The organism is Aeromonas sp. DNRA1 (genome assembly GCF_963888745.1).
GTDB classification, from domain to species: domain Bacteria; phylum Pseudomonadota; class Gammaproteobacteria; order Enterobacterales; family Aeromonadaceae; genus Aeromonas; species Aeromonas hydrophila.
The window spans coordinates 231,953-247,755 of record NZ_CAWPKQ010000006.1 but is presented as its reverse complement, the minus strand read 5'-3'; the positions used below and the strand labels follow the sequence as shown (position 1 = coordinate 247,755).

Genomic DNA, 15,803 nt, shown 5'->3' with positions numbered 1-15,803 from the left:
TGTTTCCCCTGTCAGGAGTCTAACCTCGGCGCCCCTTTCGGGGCGCCCACGTCAATTCTCGAACAATAAGAGCGAGCTCTTACTCTTCGTCCAGCTCGATGTTGATACCCAGAGAGCGGATTTCCTTCAGCAATACGTTGAAGGATTCGGGCATGCCCGGCTCCATACGGTGGTCGCCATCCACGATGTTCTTGTACATCTTGGTACGGCCGTTCACATCGTCAGACTTGACGGTCAGCATCTCCTGCAGGGTATATGCCGCACCGTAAGCCTCCAGGGCCCACACTTCCATCTCACCGAAACGCTGACCACCGAACTGTGCCTTACCACCCAGCGGCTGCTGGGTAACCAGGCTGTAAGAACCGGTAGAACGCGCGTGCATCTTGTCGTCTACCAAGTGGTTCAGCTTCAGCATGTACATGTAACCCACGGTGACCTTACGCTCGAAGGCGTTACCGGTACGACCGTCGAACAGGGCGATCTGACCGGATTCCGGCAGGTCGGCCAGCTTCAGCAGGGCCTTGATTTCACGCTCTTTGGCGCCATCAAAGACCGGCGTAGCGACCGGCAGACCCTTGCGCAGGTTACCGACCAGGGTACGCACGTCGTCGTCGGACAGCTCGGCCACGTTCACTTGCTGGGTGTCTTTCTCGCCCAGGTCATAGACCTGTTGCAGGAAGTCACGCATCTCGTGCAGTTCGCGCTGTTCCTTGACCATGCGGTCGATCTTCTCGCCGATACCCTTGGCCGCGAGGCCCAAGTGCACTTCGAGGATCTGACCGATGTTCATACGGGACGGTACGCCCAACGGGTTCAGAACGATGTCGACCGGACGGCCGTACTCGTCATGGGGCATATCCTCGACCGGACAGATCTTGGAGATAACACCCTTGTTACCGTGACGCCCCGCCATCTTGTCACCCGGCTGGATGCGACGCTTGACGGCCAGATAGACCTTGACGATCTTCAGTACGCCCGGCGCCAGGTCATCGCCCTGGATGATCTTGCGACGCTTGTTCTCGAATTTCTTGTCGAACTCGGCCTTCAGCTCAACGTGCTGTTCAGCGATCTGTTCCAGCTCGATTTGCTTGGCTTCATCTTCGATGGCCAGTTCAAACCACTTGGAGCGATCGAGCTTGTTCAGACGGTCTTCGCTGTAACCGGCGGCCAGCAGCAGGTTGCGGGAGCGGCCGAAAATGCCGTCTTCCAGGATCTTGAACTCTTCGGTCAAGTCCTTCTTCGCTTCCTTCAGCTGCATCTCTTCGATTTCTTTGGCGCGCTTGTCTTTTTCCACGCCATCGCGGGTAAAGACCTGCACGTCAACCACGGTACCGTACACACCGTTCGGCACTCGCAGGGAGGAGTCCTTCACGTCGGACGCCTTCTCACCGAAGATGGCGCGCAGCAGCTTCTCTTCCGGCGTCAGCTGGGTTTCACCTTTCGGCGTTACCTTACCGACCAGAATGTCGCCGCCCTTCACTTCAGCACCAACGTAGACGATACCGGACTCGTCCAGCTTGGACAGAGCGGCTTCACCCACGTTCGGGATGTCAGCAGTGATCTCTTCCGGACCCAGCTTGGTGTCACGGGAGATACAGGCCAGTTCCTGGATGTGAATGGTGGTCAGGCGATCTTCCTGAACAACACGCTCGTTCACCAGGATCGAGTCTTCGAAGTTGTAACCGTTCCACGGCATGAACGCGACGCGCAGGTTCTGACCCAGCGCCAGTTCACCCAGGTCGGTGGACGGGCCGTCAGCCAGCACGTCGCCCGCCATCACCGGCTCCCCCAACATCACGCACGGACGCTGGTTGATACAGGTGTTCTGGTTGGAACGGGTGTATTTGGTCAGGCTGTAGATGTCGATGCCGGCTTCGCCAGGCAGCAGCTCATCTTCGTTGACCTTGATAACGATACGGGAGGCATCGACGTAGTCGATCATGCCACCACGCTTGGCCACTACGGTAACACCGGAGTCAACGGCCACAGCGCGTTCCATACCGGTACCAACCAGCGGCTTGTCGGCGCGCAAAGTCGGTACAGCCTGACGTTGCATGTTTGAACCCATCAATGCGCGGTTCGCGTCATCGTGTTCCAGGAACGGGATCAGGGCCGCTGCCACAGATACGATCTGCTGCGGGCTCACGTCCATATACTGGATCTGGTCGGCGTTCATAAAGGTGGATTCACCTTTGTGACGGCACGGGATCAATTCATCTTTCAGACGGCCATCTTCGGTGGTCGCGGCGTTAGCCTGTGCGATCACGTACTTGCCTTCTTCAATAGCAGACAGATAGTCCACTTCGTCGGTGATCACACCGTCAATGACCTTGCGGTACGGGGTCTCGAGGAAACCGTACTCGTTGGTACGAGAGTACACGGACAGCGAGTTGATCAGACCGATGTTCGGACCTTCAGGAGTTTCGATGGGGCACAGACGACCGTAGTGGGTCGGGTGTACGTCTCGAACTTCAAAGCCGGCACGCTCACGAGTCAAACCGCCCGGGCCCAGCGCGGAAATACGACGCTTGTGGGTCACTTCGGACAGCGGGTTGTTCTGGTCCATGAACTGGGACAGCTGGCTGGAACCAAAGAACTCTTTGACTGCGGCGGAGATCGGCTTGGCGTTGATCAGATCCTGCGGCATCAGGGTGTCCAGGTCGCCCAGGGAGAGACGCTCCTTGACCGCACGCTCGACACGCACCAGACCGACACGGAACTGGTTTTCAGCCATTTCACCGACAGAACGGATACGACGGTTACCCAGGTGGTCGATATCGTCCACTTCGTCGTTACCGTTACGGATGTCGATCAGGCGCTTCATCACATCGACGATGTCGTCTTTGGTCAGAGTACCCACGCCGGTCTCGTCTTCACGAGCCAGACGGCGGTTGAACTTCATCCGACCTACGGTAGACAGGTCGTAACGCTCGGAAGAGAAGAACAGGTTCTCGAACAGCTGTTCTGCGGCTTCGCGAGTCGGCGGCTCACCCGGACGCATCATGCGATAGATTTCAACCAGAGCTTCCAGGCGGCTGGAGCTGGAGTCGATACGCAGGGTCTCGGACATGTAGGCACCGTGATCCAGTTCATTGGTGAACAGAACCTCGAAGTGCTTGAAGCCGGCTTGGGAGAGGTTGGCTACCGCTTCCAGGCTCAGCGCCTGGTTGGCAGTCACTACCATCTCGCCAGTTTGCGGATGTGCGTAGTCCTTGGCAGCAACTTTGCCAACAACATACTCAACCGGTACCTCAATCTGGGTAACGGAATCTTTTTCCAACTGACGGATGTGACGCGCAGTCACTCGACGACCGGTCTCAACCACCACGGCGCCATTGGCCACGATGTCAAAGGTCGCAGTTTCACCACGCAGGCGCTCCGGCACCAGATCCATCATCAACTTGCCATCTTTGACTTCGAAACCGATGGTCTCGAAGAAGGTGGCCAGAATCTGTTCGGAACTGAAATCCAGGGCACGCAGAATAATGGATGCCGGCAGTTTACGACGACGGTCGATACGGACAAACAGGTTGTCTTTCGCATCGAACTCGAAGTCCAGCCAGGAGCCACGGTAGGGAATAACGCGCGCGTTATACAGCACCTTACCGGATGAATGTGTTTTGCCTTTATCGTGGTCGAAGAAGACGCCCGGGCTACGATGCAGCTGGGAGACGATTACCCGCTCGGTACCATTGATAACAAAGGTGCCGTTCTCGGTCATGAGCGGAATTTCGCCCATGTATACTTCTTGTTCCTTGATGTCTTTGACGGTGCCGGCAGCTGCTTCACGGTCGTACAGAACCATACGAAGCTTGACACGCAGCGGCGCGGAGTAGGTCACTCCACGGATCTGGCATTCTTTTACGTCAAATACCGGCTCACCCAGGCGATAGCTGACATACTGAAGCTCAGCACTACCGGAGTAACTGGTGATCGGGAAAACGCTACGGAAAGCGGCCTCTAGGCCATATTCACCTTCCGGGTCAGCCTCGATGAACTGCTTGAAGGAGTCCAGCTGAATGGACAACAGATAAGGCGTGTCCAGTACCTGGTCTCGCTTACCGAAGTCCTTACGAATGCGTTTTTTTTCGGTATAAGAGTAAACCATAGGGTTCCTCAGCTCGCTGATAAGTGACCCACTCTGTCCCACGGGACAGCTCTGTCTCAACACCGTTTTGTGTTGGCCCGGACGAATGAAAACAGTCCGGATTGCTGGTGCACCGAGAGTCGTAAACGGTGTGAAATGCTCTCAGTCTACAGCGCAAAAAGGCTGGTGAACAAAAATTCACCAGCCCTAGCCTGTTTTATCAGGCTAATCTACATAAATGCAGATTATTTGATCTCAACAGAAGCACCGGCAGCTTCCAGCTCTTTCTTCAGAGCTTCAGCTTCGTCTTTGGAGACGGCTTCTTTCAGGTTAGCCGGAGCAGCTTCTACCAGGTCTTTGGCTTCTTTCAGGCCCAGACCGGTGGCGCCACGAACGGCTTTGATGACGGCAACTTTGTTGGCACCGGCAGCAGTCAGAACTACGTCGAACTCGGTCTTCTCTTCTACTGCTTCAGCAGCAGCCGGGCCGGCCATTACGGCAGCAGCGGCAGAAACACCGAACTTCTCTTCCATAGCTTCGATCAGCTCAACAACTTCCATTACGGACATGGAAGCAACAGCTTCGATGATTTGGTCTTTAGTGATAGACATGACAAAAATTCCTGATGTTGAATAAACTCAAACAGCCTAGATAGGCGAGAATCAAGCAGCAGCTTGTTTCTGGTCGCGAACAGCAGCGATAGTACGAACCAGCTTGCCAGCAGAGGCTTCCTTCATGGTAGCCATCAACTTCGCAATTGCTTCTTCGTAAGTCGGCAGCGTGGCCAGACGATCAATTTGTGCTGCGGCGATAAACTCACCGTTAAAAGCGCCAGCCTTGATTTCGAACTTTTGGTTCGCTTTGGCAAACTCTTTGAACAGACGAGCGGCAGCGCCCGGGTGTTCGTTAGAGAAAGCAATCAAGGTAGGACCGGTAAATGCGTTGTTCAGGCACTCGTATTCGGTACCTTCTACCGCGCGACGCAGCAGGGTGTTACGCACAACGCGCATGTACACACCGGCTTCACGAGCGGTTTTACGCAGGACGGTCATCTTGTCTACAGTCACGCCGCGAGAATCGGCAATCACTGCAGAAAGAGCGCCTTTGGCAGCTTCGTTGACTTCAGCAACAATTGCCTTTTTGTCTTCGAGTCCCAATGCCATTGGCTTAACTCCTGGATTGAATCCGGGTCAAATGACCCAGTACTGACACATCCCCCCTACCTTTACAACAGAGGGGAACGATGCGGTAGCAGGATTCCAGAAGAGAAAGAATCTTTCTCGCTGGGTTTCCGGCACCGTCTACGCAGGAAGTATTAAGGCCTTACAGCCTCCTGCGGTCTTGGACGGAGGTCGAAGCCCCCAACCAATCAAGGCGCAAAATTATAGATTAAATTTTGCGCCTTGTAAAATCCATCAATTAGGCCTGAGCTTCCAGAGAAGCTTGGTCTACGGCAACACCGGCACCCATGGTGGTGGAGATGCTGACTTTTTTGATGAATACACCCTTGGCGGAAGACGGCTTGGCCTTTTTCAGGGCAACCAGCAGAGCTTCCAAGTTTTCTTTCAGCTGAACTTCATTGAAAGAAACCTTGCCCAGGGTGGTGTGAATGATACCGTTCTTGTCATTACGGTAACGAACCTGACCAGCCTTGGCGTTCTTGACGGCTTCGGCAACGTTAGGAGTTACAGTACCAACTTTCGGGTTCGGCATCAGACCGCGCGGGCCCAGGATTTGACCCAGCTGACCAACAACGCGCATGGCATCCGGGGATGCGATAACTACGTCGAAGTTCATCTCACCTTTCTTGACCAGATCGGCCAGATCGTCCATACCAACCAGTTCAGCACCGGCAGCTTTGGCAGCTTCAGCGTTGGCACCTTGGGTGAATACGGCTACGCGCACTTCGCGACCGGTACCGTGCGGCAGTACAGTTGCACCACGTACGTTTTGGTCGGATTTACGAGCATCGATACCCAGGTTAACGGCAACGTCAACGCTTTCAACGAACTTGGCAGTAGCCAGTTCTTTCAGCAGGGCAATGGCTTCGTTGATGGAGTACTCTTTGGTACCGTCAACTTTTTCGCGAATAACGCGCATACGCTTGGAAAGTTTTGCCATTGTCTTAATCCTCCACTACCAGGCCCATGGAACGAGCGGAGCCGGCGATGCAACGTACTTTTGCATCCAGATCGGCACCGGTCATATCCGGCTCTTTGGTCTTGGCGATTTCTTGCAGCTGAGCCACAGTCACCTTACCAACCTTGTCTTTGTTCGGCTTGGCAGAACCAGACTGGATACCAGCAGCTTTCTTCAGCAGGAAGGCAGCGGGCGGAGTCTTGGTTTCGAAGGTGAAGGAACGGTCGCTGTAAACGGTGATCACGACCGGAGTCGGTGAGCCTTTTTCCAGCTTTTCTGTACGGGCGTTGAACGCCTTACAGAATTCCATGATGTTCACACCATGCTGACCCAGAGCAGGACCAACGGGAGGGCTGGGGTTAGCACTGCCAGCCTTAACTTGCAGCTTGATATAAGCTGTGACTTTCTTAGCCATTACAAAAATACCTCAGAAATGGGTTCTAACGCCTCGGAGACATGCTCCTGCAAACGGCTCCCCAACTAATAAAGGGGCAGCGAATTATAATGACATTCGCTGCCCCTGACAACCGTTAACGAACAGAGTTTAATCAGCCCTTTTCGACCTGACCAAAATCCAGCTCTACCGGTGTAGAACGACCGAAGATCAAAACGGAGACCTTCACGCGGCTCTTTTCGTAGTCCACCTCTTCAACGGTACCGTTGAAGTCAGCGAACGGACCATCGGCAACCCGCACCATTTCACCCGGTTCAAACAGGGTTTTCGGACGCGGCTTGTCGTGGGCATCTTGCAGACGATTGAGGATGGCATCCGCTTCTTTATCAGAGATAGGAGCAGGACGATCAGAGGTGCCACCAATGAAGCCCATGACGCGCGGTACGTTGCGTACCAAGTGCCACGTGGTCTCATCCATGATCATCTGAACCAGGACGTAGCCCGGGAAAAACTTGCGCTCACTCTTGCGCTTCTGGCCAGCGCGCATCTCGACCACTTCTTCGGTCGGGACCAGCACTTCACCGAACATGTCTTCCATGCCATGCATCTTGATATGTTCACGCAGGGATTTGGCAACACGGCCTTCATAGCCGGAAAACGCCTGCACCACATACCATCTCATACGTTGTTCACGTTGTTCAGTCATGGCTTATCCTTACACACCGGTAATCAGGTTGACCAACCAGACCAAGGCACCGTCCAGAATGAACAGCAACAGCCCCATCACGGCAGTCACCGCCAGCACAATCAGGGTTGTCTGAATGGCTTCCTGGCGGGTCGGCCATACGACCTTGCGGACTTCCAGGCGAGACTCACGGGCAAATGCCAGTGTCGCCTTTCCCTTGGTGGTTTGCAGGGCTACTGCACCGGCAGCAGCAATGACAACGACCACACCCAGGGCGCGGACGGCAGCGACGACATCGTTGAGCAGGTAATTACCCACTACAGCGGCCGCCAGGATAATGAAAACCAGGCCCCAAAGCAGGGTATCCTTGCTTCCGCCCTGGCTCTCAGAACTAACACTCATACAACCCACCTGTATCTGACGTAACCAAAGACACAAAAGCCCCGTACGAGACGAGGTATATGGCAGGGGCGGCAGGACTCGAACCCGCAACCATCGGTTTTGGAGACCGCTGTTCTACCAATTCGAACTACGCCCCTGCATAAGAAAGCCCCTATTATAGGGGCTTTGCTTTATTTATGTAAGCCAAAGATTAAGCGATAACTTTAGCTACAACACCAGCACCTACGGTACGGCCACCTTCACGGATGGCGAAACGCAGGCCGTCGTCCATCGCGATCGGCGCAATCAGGGTAACAACCATCTTGATGTTGTCGCCCGGCATTACCATCTCTACGCCTTCCGGCAGTTCGATGGTACCGGTCACGTCGGTAGTACGGAAGTAGAACTGCGGACGGTAGCCTTTGAAGAACGGGGTATGACGACCACCTTCTTCTTTGGACAGCACGTACACTTCAGATTCAAACTTGGTGTGCGGCTTGATGGTGCCCGGCTTGGCCAGTACCTGACCACGCTCTACGTCTTCACGCTTCACGCCACGCAGCAGTGCACCGATGTTCTCGCCTGCACGACCTTCGTCCAGCAGTTTGCGGAACATTTCAACGCCGGTACAGGTGGTCTTGGTGGTATCTTTGATACCAACGATTTCCACTTCTTCACCAACTTTGACGATACCGCGCTCTACACGACCAGTTACTACGGTACCACGGCCAGCGATGGAGAATACGTCTTCGATAGGCATCAGGAACGGCAGGTCGATGGCACGCTCCGGCTCCGGAATGTAGGTGTCCAGGTGGCCAGCCAGTTCCAGGATCTTCTCTTCCCACTGAGCTTCGCCTTCCAGCGCTTTCAGTGCGGAACCACGGACTACCGGCAGGTCATCACCCGGGAAGTCGTACTCGGACAGCAGTTCGCGAACTTCCATCTCGACCAGTTCCAGCAGCTCTTCGTCATCTACCATGTCACACTTGTTCATGAACACGATGATGTACGGAACGCCTACCTGACGACCCAGCAGGATGTGCTCACGAGTCTGCGGCATCGGGCCGTCAGTCGCTGCTACTACCAGGATCGCGCCGTCCATCTGGGCAGCACCGGTGATCATGTTTTTAACGTAGTCGGCGTGACCCGGGCAGTCTACGTGCGCGTAGTGACGGGTAGCGGTGTCGTATTCTACGTGGGAGGTGTTGATGGTGATACCACGCTCACGCTCTTCCGGTGCCTTGTCGATCTGGTCGAAGGCGAAAGCCTTACCACCGAAGTGCTTGGCCAGCACGTTGGTGATAGCGGCAGTCAGGGTGGTTTTACCGTGGTCAACGTGGCCGATGGTACCCACGTTAACGTGCGGTTTATTACGCTCAAATTTTTCTTTAGACATGATCGTCCCTCTAAACTAACGCTGAGTACGCGGTGGCAAGCTAACCACAGAACAGTTTATATGATGGATTTGAATCTGGTGGGGAAGAGAGGCTGGTGCTGACAGGCAGGTTCGATTGCCGAACTCACCCTAAGGTGTGGCTCTGCTATCGCCTGAGCCGTATCAGCATCTTGGAGCGGGCAGCGGGAATCGAACCCGCATCATCAGCTTGGAAGGCTGAGGTAATAGCCATTATACGATGCCCGCATTTCTCTAACCCAAAGAACTCAAACCGCAGAGAAATATGGTGGAGGGAGAAGGATTCGAACCTTCGAAGGCAGAGCCGTCAGATTTACAGTCTGATCCCTTTGGCCGCTCGGGAACCCCTCCAGTTGCATAAATGCCACAACGGTAATTCTGCTTGCACCCGTTGTTTTATCGCTTTTGCCGAGCAAATAGACGACAGACATCTAAGCGTCGCGCATTTTATGGTAAGCATTTTGGGGATGCAACCATTGCGCCTTGCAAAATGTGCATTATTGCCGGGAACCAGGCAAAAAAGGACTCACTCTCCGCTCGAAACCGTCGCTTCTCTTGTCGCTCCCCACCCCTTGGTGTATGGTCGCCCTGCCCAAGAAACAGTGATGACACCATGACGACAGAGCATAACCCCTATCTGCAATTCACCCGCGAACAATGGGCGTTATTGCGCGACTCGGTCCCTTTAACCCTGACCGAGCACGATCTGCAGACCCTGCGCGGGATCAATGAAAAGGTGTCATTGCAGGAGGTGGAAGAGATCTACCTGCCCCTCTCCCGCCTGCTCAATCTCTACGTCAAGGCCAAACAGCGCCGCAGCCGGGTACTGGAACAGTTTCTCGGTCAGTCCCGCGGCAAGGGTACCTACATCATCAGCATCGCCGGCAGCGTGGCGGGCGGCAAGAGCACCACGGCGCGCATCATGCAGGCATTGCTGGAGCGCTGGCCGGAACACCCGCGGGTGGAGCTGGTCACCACCGACGGCTTTCTCTATCCAAACAAGGTGCTGGAAGAGCGCGGCCTGATGCGCCGCAAGGGCTTCCCGGAGTCCTACGACATCCGTCATCTGGTGGAATTTGTCGCCAACATCCGCGCCGGCCACGAAAAGGTCGAAGCGCCCGTCTACTCCCACCTTATCTACGACATCATCCCTGATGAGAAGAAGGTGGTGGAGCAGCCGGACATCCTGATCCTCGAAGGACTCAATGTACTGCAGAGCGGCATGGATTATCCGCAAGAGCCTCACCGGGTCTTCGTCTCCGATTTCGTCGACTTCTCCATCTATGTGGATGCCGAGGCCGAGCTGCTGCGCACCTGGTATATCGAACGCTTCCTCAAGTTTCGCAGCGGTGCCTTCTCGGATCCCGACTCCTACTTCCACCACTACGCCAAACTGGCGGAGAGCGAAGCAACCAAGATCGCCAACAACATCTGGCAAGATATCAACTATCTGAATTTGAAAGAGAACATACTGCCGACCCGGGAGCGGGCCAACCTCATTCTGACCAAGGGCAACGAGCACGCCATCGAGCAGATCAAGCTGCGCAAGTAGCAGCTACCAACACGAATCAACATGAAGAGGGGGCCCGCAGGCCCCCTCTTCTATTCATGACGATCGCCACCGCCTTCAGTCGCCCCGGCGCAGGGAGATTTCGCCCCCAAGGTAGAACTTGATCCCCTCTGCGGTCTCCAGCCGCAGGGCGCCGCGATCATCGATGCCGCGCGCCACGCCGCGGATCTCCTGCTCGCCCATCAGCAGCCGCACCGGCCGGCCGGCGAAGTGGTCGAGCCGGTTCCAGTCCGCCACGAAGCTAGCGAGACCACTCTGCTCGAAGGTGAGCATGGCCTGCTGCAGGTGATCGAGCACCCTGCCGGCCAGCAGATTACGATCCACCAGTTCCGGCTGGATATGGCGCAGTTCGGACCAGGCCTGATCGATCCGCTCCCCCTCCCGGCTCGGCATCGCCAGATTGAGGCCGACCCCGATCACCAGATGGCAGCTGGCACCGGCACTGCCGCTCATCTCCACCAGAATGCCCGCCAGTTTGCGGCCCTGATAGTAGAGGTCATTGGGCCATTTCAGCTCCACCCCCGGATAACCGAGGGATTCCAGCGCCTGCACCACGGCCACGCCGACCGCCAGGCTCAGTCCCATGGCAGCGGCCATGCCCTGCTCGAGCCGCCAGTACATGCTGAGGATCAGCTGGCACCCGAAGGGGGAGACCCAAGGCTTGCCGCGCCGGCCACGACCGGCGGTCTGACACTCGGCCAGGCAGCTCTCGCCCGAGCTCAGCTGGTTGACCCGCTCCAGCAGGTACTGGTTGGTGGAGTCGATGACCGGAAAGCAGTGTACCGGCGCCATGGGCGCCAACGCCTGCAACTGCGCCTCGTCATAGAGCGCCATCGGCACCGCCAGCCGATAACCCTTGCCGGTCAGGCTGAACAAGTCCAGCCCCAGCTCCTTGAGCGCGGCCATGTGCTTGCTGACCGCCGCCCGGCTGATGCCAAGCTGCTCACCCAGCTGTTCACCGGAGTGAAACTGGCCGTCGCTGAGCAGGGTGATCAGGGTCTGTCTGATGGGGGTCAGGGTCATGAGAGCACCTCGTCGAGCCAGGTTTCACCGCTGCGCCCCATGAAGCGCACCTCGTGCTCCAGCAGCACGCCGAATTTCTGCTCCACGCTGTCGCGTACGTGAGCCGCCAGCGCGATCAGCTCCATGGCGCTGGCTCCGCCCAGGTTGACCAGCACCAGGGCCTGCTCCTGATGCACGGCGGCGCTGCCGATGGCAAAGCCCTTGAGGCCGCACTGATCGATGAGCCAGCCCGCGGCCAGCTTGGCCTGCCCGTCAGCGGTCGGGTAACAGGGAAGGTGCGGATATTGCTGCTTGAGCTGGTCGGCCTGCGCCGCCGTCACCACGGGGTTCTTGAAGAAGCTGCCGGCATTGCCGAGCACGGCCGGATCCGGCAGCTTGGCCATGCGGGTGGCACAGACGGTGTCGAAGATGGCCTGCGCCGTGGGCTGCTCACCGAGCGCGGCCAGCGGGCCATAACCCGCCACCGGCTGCCAGGCCTTGGCGAGGCGCAGCCCGACGGCGGTGATGAAGTGGCTGTCCTGACAGGCGTGCTTGAAGATGCTGTCGCGATAGCCGAACCCGCAGGCGGCCGCCTCGATGCGCTCCAGCTGGCCGCTCTGCCAGTTGAACGCCTCCACATAGGCGCAGACGCTGGCCAGCTCGACCCCGTAGGCGCCGATATTCTGCACCGGGGCAGCCCCGACCGTACCCGGGATCAGCGCCAGGTTCTCGAGCCCGAACCAACCCTGCTGCAGGGTATGACACACCAGCTCATGCCAGTTCTCGCCGGCCGCCACGTGCAGCAACCAGTGATCCCCCTCGTCGTGCAGCGTTATCCCCTTCAGACGGTTGAGCACTACAACACCGGCGAAGTCATCACAAAACAGCACGTTGCTGCCACCTCCCAGCACCAGCCGCGGCAAGTCGGCCAGCTCGAGGTCGGCTACCAGTTGCGGCAGATCGTCGATCCGTTCCACTTCGGCCAGCCAGCGGCAATGGGCATCGAGGGCGAGGGTGTTGAGCGTCAACAAGGAGGCGTAAGGGGTGAGTTTCATCTGCGTGTCCCGACAATGGCAAGCGGGCAGTCTACCTTATATTGCCGCCGGACGAAAAATCCGCCCCCCTTTTCGGACTCATGCCGCAGGAGTAGAGTATCCGGCTCCGACGCTTGAGGAAGTACTCATGAACAACCAATTTGCCGTCATCGGCCTGGGACTGTTTGGCAGCGCCCTGTGTGAAGAGCTGCAACGGCAGGATGCCGAGGTGCTGGCAATAGACATCGACGAGAGCAAGACCCGTCAGATAGCCACCCTCTGCAACCACGTCATCGTCGCCGATGCCACCGACGAGGCCACGGTAGCCGAGCTGGGGCTGGCCGACTTCGACATCGTCTTCGTCGCCATCGGTGACAACCTCGAGACCAGCATCCTCACCACCCTCGTCCTCAAGGAAGCCGGCGTGAAGAAGGTGTGGGTCAAGGCACGCGACAAGTTCCACGCCAAGATCCTGCAGAAGGTGGGGGCCGACAAGGTGATCAACCCGGAGTGGGACATGGGCCGCCGGGTCGCCCAGAGCATGCTGGACAACCGGCTGTTCGACTATCTGGAGCTGGGCCACGACATGGTGCTGACCGAATTCGTCATCGGTTTGCCGCAAAATGGCCGCTCCCTCGCTGACCTGCATCTGCTGCAACAGACCGAACTGCAACTGCTGGCCATCAAGCGCGGCCAGGTGCTGCACAACGTGCTGACCGGCAAGATGGAGCTGCAACTGGGTGACATCCTGATCCTGGCGGGCAACAAGCACGCCATCGACCACTGGCTGGAAACCCTATGACCCGCTGGCGTAGCAACTACGCCTTCGCCCTACACCGGGACGACGAGTCGCGCTGGAGCGAAGCCAAGCTGATCCTCGGCAGCTTCCTGATCATCCTGCTGGTCGGCACCCTGTTTCTGGTGCAGCCCTCCAGCCACAACGGCGAAGTGAGCTTCATCAACGCCCTGTTCACCGCCACCTCGGCCATCAGCGTGACCGGCCTCGGCGTAGTGGATACCGGCACCGCCTTCACCCTGCAGGGGCAGATCTTTTTGCTGATGCTGATGGAGATTGGCGGCCTCGGCCAGATGACCATGACCCTGCTGCTGATCGCCATGTTCAGCAAGCGGGTCGGTCTGCGCCAGCAGGTGCTGGCCAAGGAGGCGCTGGGCCAGGAGGGGTCGGTCAACATCATCCAGCTGGTGAAGCGGATCGTGCTGTTCGCCTTCATCGCCCAGCTCATCGGCACCGGCCTGATGGCCATCCGCTGGGTACCCGAGCTCGGCTGGGAGCGCGGCCTCTACGTCAGCTTCTTCCACGCGGTCTCGGCCTTCAACAACGCCGGCTTCTCGCTGTTCGCCAACAACCTGATGGACTACCGGGATGACCCCATCATCAGCCTGACCATAGCCGCGCTGATCATACTGGGGGGGATCGGCTTCACCGTCATCGTCGACCTGGTGCGCAACCGCCGCTGGCGCAAGCTCAAGCTGCACAGCAAGTTGATGCTGATCATGACCCCGGGCCTGCTGCTGCTGGGCACCCTGATGTTCTGGCTGCTGGAGCACAACAACCCGGGCACCCTCGGCAAGGCCTCCTTCGGCGGTCAGTGGCTGGCGGCTTTCTTCCAGTCCACCAGCGCCCGTACCGCCGGCTTCAACTCCATCGACATCGGCCAGATGGTGCCCGCCTCCCTGCTGTTCATGATGATGCTGATGTTTGTCGGGGCCGGCGCCACCTCCACCGGTGGCGGCATCAAGGTGACCACCTTCGCGGTAGTGCTGCTGGCGACCAAGGCGTTTCTGACCAAGCGCCCCCATGTCACCGCCTTCGGCCGCACCCTGTCACCCCAGATCGTGACCCGCTCGCTGGCCATCATCATCGTCAGCACCATGGTGCTGATGCTGGCCATGTTCCTGCTGATGCTCACCGAGCAGCAGTCCTTCGACAAGATCATGTTCGAGACCATCTCGGCATTTGCCACCGTGGGGCTCTCCACCGGCATCACCGCCGGTCTGAGTGAACCGGGCAAGCTGATCCTGGTGCTGGTGATGATCTGCGGCCGTCTCGGTCCGCTGACCCTAGCCTTCATGCTGGCCCGTCCGAGCGAGACCCGCATCAAGTATCCGGAAGAAGCCGTCTACACCGGCTGATGATACCGGGGCCGGCTGCGGCCCCGGTCATTCGCGCTGCCGCGTCTTGAGCCAGCGTCCCGGGCTCATGCCGAACTCCCGTTCAAACGCCCGCCCAAAGGCAGTTCCGCCGCTGTACCCCGCCCCCAGAGCCACCTGAGTGATGGACTCCCCTGCCAGCAGCTGCTGACTGGCCAGCAACATGCGCCAGCGCGTCAGATAGCCCAGTGGCGTCTGCCCGGTCAGCGCCTGGAAATGGGCAGCGAAGCGGGCGCGCGACATGCCCGCCTCCCGCGCCAGCGTCTCGACCGTCCAGGGCTCGTCTCCCCGCTGATGCATGACCGTGACTGCCCGAGCCAGACGCGGGTCGGAAAGCGCAGCCAGCATCCCCTGCCGGCAGTGCCCCTGTTCCACCAGATGGCGCAGCAGCAAGATCAGCAGCACCTCCAGCAGACGGGAGAGGATCGGTGGCTGGCCGTAACGGTCGGCGAAGGCCTCCTCGAACAGCAGGGTCAGCACCGGCGCCATGGCCGGGATCGTCTGCAGCGGCAGTACCAGCGTATCCGGCAGCGCCAGCTGCAATGGTGAGTCACCGGTCGGTCCGAACGACACGCTGGCGCACACCAGATCGCAGCCTGCCAGCTGACGCGGCTCGAGCCTGTGTCCCCGCGCACGGGGAAACAGGATCAGGGTCGGTTCAGTCAGCAGCAGGGGCTCTCCCCCCTCCTCGCGCAGCAGCAATTCGCCACGGCGCAGCAGGTGCAGGTGGCCACCATCCGGATAGTCATGGCTGTGGGAGTGCTGGCACAGATTGCCAGCAAAGAAGAGGTTGGCCCGGGGCGCGGCATGGGCCAGCAGTATCGAGAGTGGATCCATATTTGAGACGATAAGTCGCCAATGGTGGACTATGGGTGATAAACCGTATCACAGAAGCGGGCACACTGTCTCCTGAATCCCAACCCCT

14 protein-coding genes and 3 tRNA genes are annotated in these 15,803 nt (G+C 58.1%); 3 read left to right on the top strand and 14 right to left on the bottom strand.

Annotation, left to right across the window (positions count from 1 at the left end):
- Positions 1 to 79: 79 nt before the first annotated feature.
- The 11 genes from rpoB to AACQ43_RS19150 form a co-directional block, all read right to left on the bottom strand.
- A complete protein-coding gene (rpoB, locus tag AACQ43_RS19200; RefSeq protein WP_010635847.1) occupies positions 80 to 4,108 on the bottom strand; it encodes a DNA-directed RNA polymerase subunit beta in 4,029 nt (1,342 codons plus the stop codon).
- Positions 4,109 to 4,332: 224 nt separating this feature from the next.
- The gene (gene rplL, locus AACQ43_RS19195; protein WP_011707702.1) at positions 4,333 to 4,698 is read right to left on the bottom strand and encodes a 50S ribosomal protein L7/L12; all 366 of its coding nucleotides are present in this window, start codon (positions 4,696 to 4,698) and stop codon (positions 4,333 to 4,335) included.
- Positions 4,699 to 4,749: 51 nt separating this feature from the next.
- A complete protein-coding gene (gene rplJ, locus AACQ43_RS19190) occupies positions 4,750 to 5,250 on the bottom strand; it encodes a 50S ribosomal protein L10 (RefSeq protein ID WP_011707703.1) in 501 nt (166 codons plus the stop codon).
- Between the two features lie 256 nt (positions 5,251 to 5,506).
- Entirely contained in the window at positions 5,507 to 6,208 is a 702-nt protein-coding gene (gene rplA / locus AACQ43_RS19185; protein ID WP_011707704.1) for a 50S ribosomal protein L1, read from the bottom strand.
- Between the two features lie 4 nt (positions 6,209 to 6,212).
- Positions 6,213 to 6,641 carry a 50S ribosomal protein L11 gene (gene rplK, locus AACQ43_RS19180; protein ID WP_005318556.1) on the bottom strand — a complete coding sequence of 143 codons (429 nt, stop codon included), beginning with the start codon at positions 6,639 to 6,641 and terminating at the stop codon, positions 6,213 to 6,215.
- A gap of 133 nt (positions 6,642 to 6,774) precedes the next feature.
- Complete coding sequence (nusG, locus tag AACQ43_RS19175) at positions 6,775 to 7,326, bottom strand: transcription termination/antitermination protein NusG (RefSeq protein ID WP_005306318.1); 552 nt, start codon at positions 7,324 to 7,326, stop codon at positions 6,775 to 6,777.
- A gap of 9 nt (positions 7,327 to 7,335) precedes the next feature.
- Positions 7,336 to 7,707, bottom strand: coding sequence for a preprotein translocase subunit SecE (secE, locus tag AACQ43_RS19170; protein ID WP_011707705.1), 372 nt, complete (start codon positions 7,705 to 7,707; stop codon positions 7,336 to 7,338).
- 60 nt (positions 7,708 to 7,767) lie between these two features.
- Positions 7,768 to 7,844: transfer RNA gene (locus AACQ43_RS19165), tRNA-Trp, on the bottom strand.
- A 53-nt stretch (positions 7,845 to 7,897) separates the two neighbouring features.
- Positions 7,898 to 9,082 carry an elongation factor Tu gene (tuf, locus tag AACQ43_RS19160; protein ID WP_011707694.1) on the bottom strand — a complete coding sequence of 395 codons (1,185 nt, stop codon included), beginning with the start codon at positions 9,080 to 9,082 and terminating at the stop codon, positions 7,898 to 7,900.
- Between the two features lie 171 nt (positions 9,083 to 9,253).
- A tRNA-Gly gene (locus AACQ43_RS19155) sits at positions 9,254 to 9,328 on the bottom strand.
- 38 nt (positions 9,329 to 9,366) lie between these two features.
- Positions 9,367 to 9,451, bottom strand: a tRNA-Tyr gene (locus AACQ43_RS19150).
- A gap of 262 nt (positions 9,452 to 9,713) precedes the next feature.
- On the opposite strand from AACQ43_RS19150, the gene coaA reads away from it, so the two are divergent.
- A complete protein-coding gene (gene coaA / locus AACQ43_RS19145) occupies positions 9,714 to 10,652 on the top strand; it encodes a type I pantothenate kinase (RefSeq protein WP_011707706.1) in 939 nt (312 codons plus the stop codon).
- 75 nt (positions 10,653 to 10,727) lie between these two features.
- Here the strand turns inward: coaA and birA are convergent, their stop codons facing one another.
- Positions 10,728 to 11,693, bottom strand: coding sequence for a bifunctional biotin--[acetyl-CoA-carboxylase] ligase/biotin operon repressor BirA (gene birA / locus AACQ43_RS19140; protein ID WP_024945204.1), 966 nt, complete (start codon positions 11,691 to 11,693; stop codon positions 10,728 to 10,730).
- Positions 11,690 to 12,727 carry a UDP-N-acetylmuramate dehydrogenase gene (gene murB / locus AACQ43_RS19135; RefSeq protein WP_168968331.1) on the bottom strand — a complete coding sequence of 346 codons (1,038 nt, stop codon included), beginning with the start codon at positions 12,725 to 12,727 and terminating at the stop codon, positions 11,690 to 11,692. The genes birA and murB overlap by 4 nt, the downstream gene beginning before the upstream one ends.
- Before the next feature lie 127 nt (positions 12,728 to 12,854).
- Between murB and AACQ43_RS19130 the strand changes: the two genes are divergently transcribed.
- Positions 12,855 to 13,508, top strand: a complete 654-nt coding sequence (locus AACQ43_RS19130; protein ID WP_168968329.1) for a potassium channel family protein — start codon at positions 12,855 to 12,857, stop codon at positions 13,506 to 13,508.
- Positions 13,505 to 14,860 carry a TrkH family potassium uptake protein gene (locus AACQ43_RS19125; RefSeq protein ID WP_011707710.1) on the top strand — a complete coding sequence of 452 codons (1,356 nt, stop codon included), beginning with the start codon at positions 13,505 to 13,507 and terminating at the stop codon, positions 14,858 to 14,860. The genes AACQ43_RS19130 and AACQ43_RS19125 overlap by 4 nt, the downstream gene beginning before the upstream one ends.
- A 27-nt stretch (positions 14,861 to 14,887) precedes the next feature.
- Here the strand turns inward: AACQ43_RS19125 and AACQ43_RS19120 are convergent, their stop codons facing one another.
- On the bottom strand, positions 14,888 to 15,715 hold the full coding sequence (locus tag AACQ43_RS19120) for an AraC family transcriptional regulator (protein WP_168968327.1): 828 nt from the start codon (positions 15,713 to 15,715) through the stop codon (positions 14,888 to 14,890).
- Between the last annotated feature and the right edge of the window lie 88 nt (positions 15,716 to 15,803).

Excerpts from the sequence above, each read along its gene's own strand:
- rpoB (WP_010635847.1), bottom strand. The coding sequence starts at position 4,108 with ATGGTTTACTCTTATACCGAAAAAAAACGCATTCGTAAGGACTTCGGT.
- rplL (WP_011707702.1), bottom strand. The coding sequence starts at position 4,698 with ATGTCTATCACTAAAGACCAAATCATCGAAGCTGTTGCTTCCATGTCC.
- rplJ (WP_011707703.1), bottom strand. The coding sequence starts at position 5,250 with ATGGCATTGGGACTCGAAGACAAAAAGGCAATTGTTGCTGAAGTCAAC.
- rplA (WP_011707704.1), bottom strand. The coding sequence starts at position 6,208 with ATGGCAAAACTTTCCAAGCGTATGCGCGTTATTCGCGAAAAAGTTGAC.
- rplK (WP_005318556.1), bottom strand. The coding sequence starts at position 6,641 with ATGGCTAAGAAAGTCACAGCTTATATCAAGCTGCAAGTTAAGGCTGGC.
- nusG (WP_005306318.1), bottom strand. The coding sequence starts at position 7,326 with ATGACTGAACAACGTGAACAACGTATGAGATGGTATGTGGTGCAGGCG.
- secE (WP_011707705.1), bottom strand. The coding sequence starts at position 7,707 with ATGAGTGTTAGTTCTGAGAGCCAGGGCGGAAGCAAGGATACCCTGCTT.
- tuf (WP_011707694.1), bottom strand. The coding sequence starts at position 9,082 with ATGTCTAAAGAAAAATTTGAGCGTAATAAACCGCACGTTAACGTGGGT.
- coaA (WP_011707706.1), top strand. The coding sequence starts at position 9,714 with ATGACGACAGAGCATAACCCCTATCTGCAATTCACCCGCGAACAATGG.
- birA (WP_024945204.1), bottom strand. The coding sequence starts at position 11,693 with ATGACCCTGACCCCCATCAGACAGACCCTGATCACCCTGCTCAGCGAC.
- murB (WP_168968331.1), bottom strand. The coding sequence starts at position 12,727 with ATGAAACTCACCCCTTACGCCTCCTTGTTGACGCTCAACACCCTCGCC.
- AACQ43_RS19130 (WP_168968329.1), top strand. The coding sequence starts at position 12,855 with ATGAACAACCAATTTGCCGTCATCGGCCTGGGACTGTTTGGCAGCGCC.
- AACQ43_RS19125 (WP_011707710.1), top strand. The coding sequence starts at position 13,505 with ATGACCCGCTGGCGTAGCAACTACGCCTTCGCCCTACACCGGGACGAC.
- AACQ43_RS19120 (WP_168968327.1), bottom strand. The coding sequence starts at position 15,715 with ATGGATCCACTCTCGATACTGCTGGCCCATGCCGCGCCCCGGGCCAAC.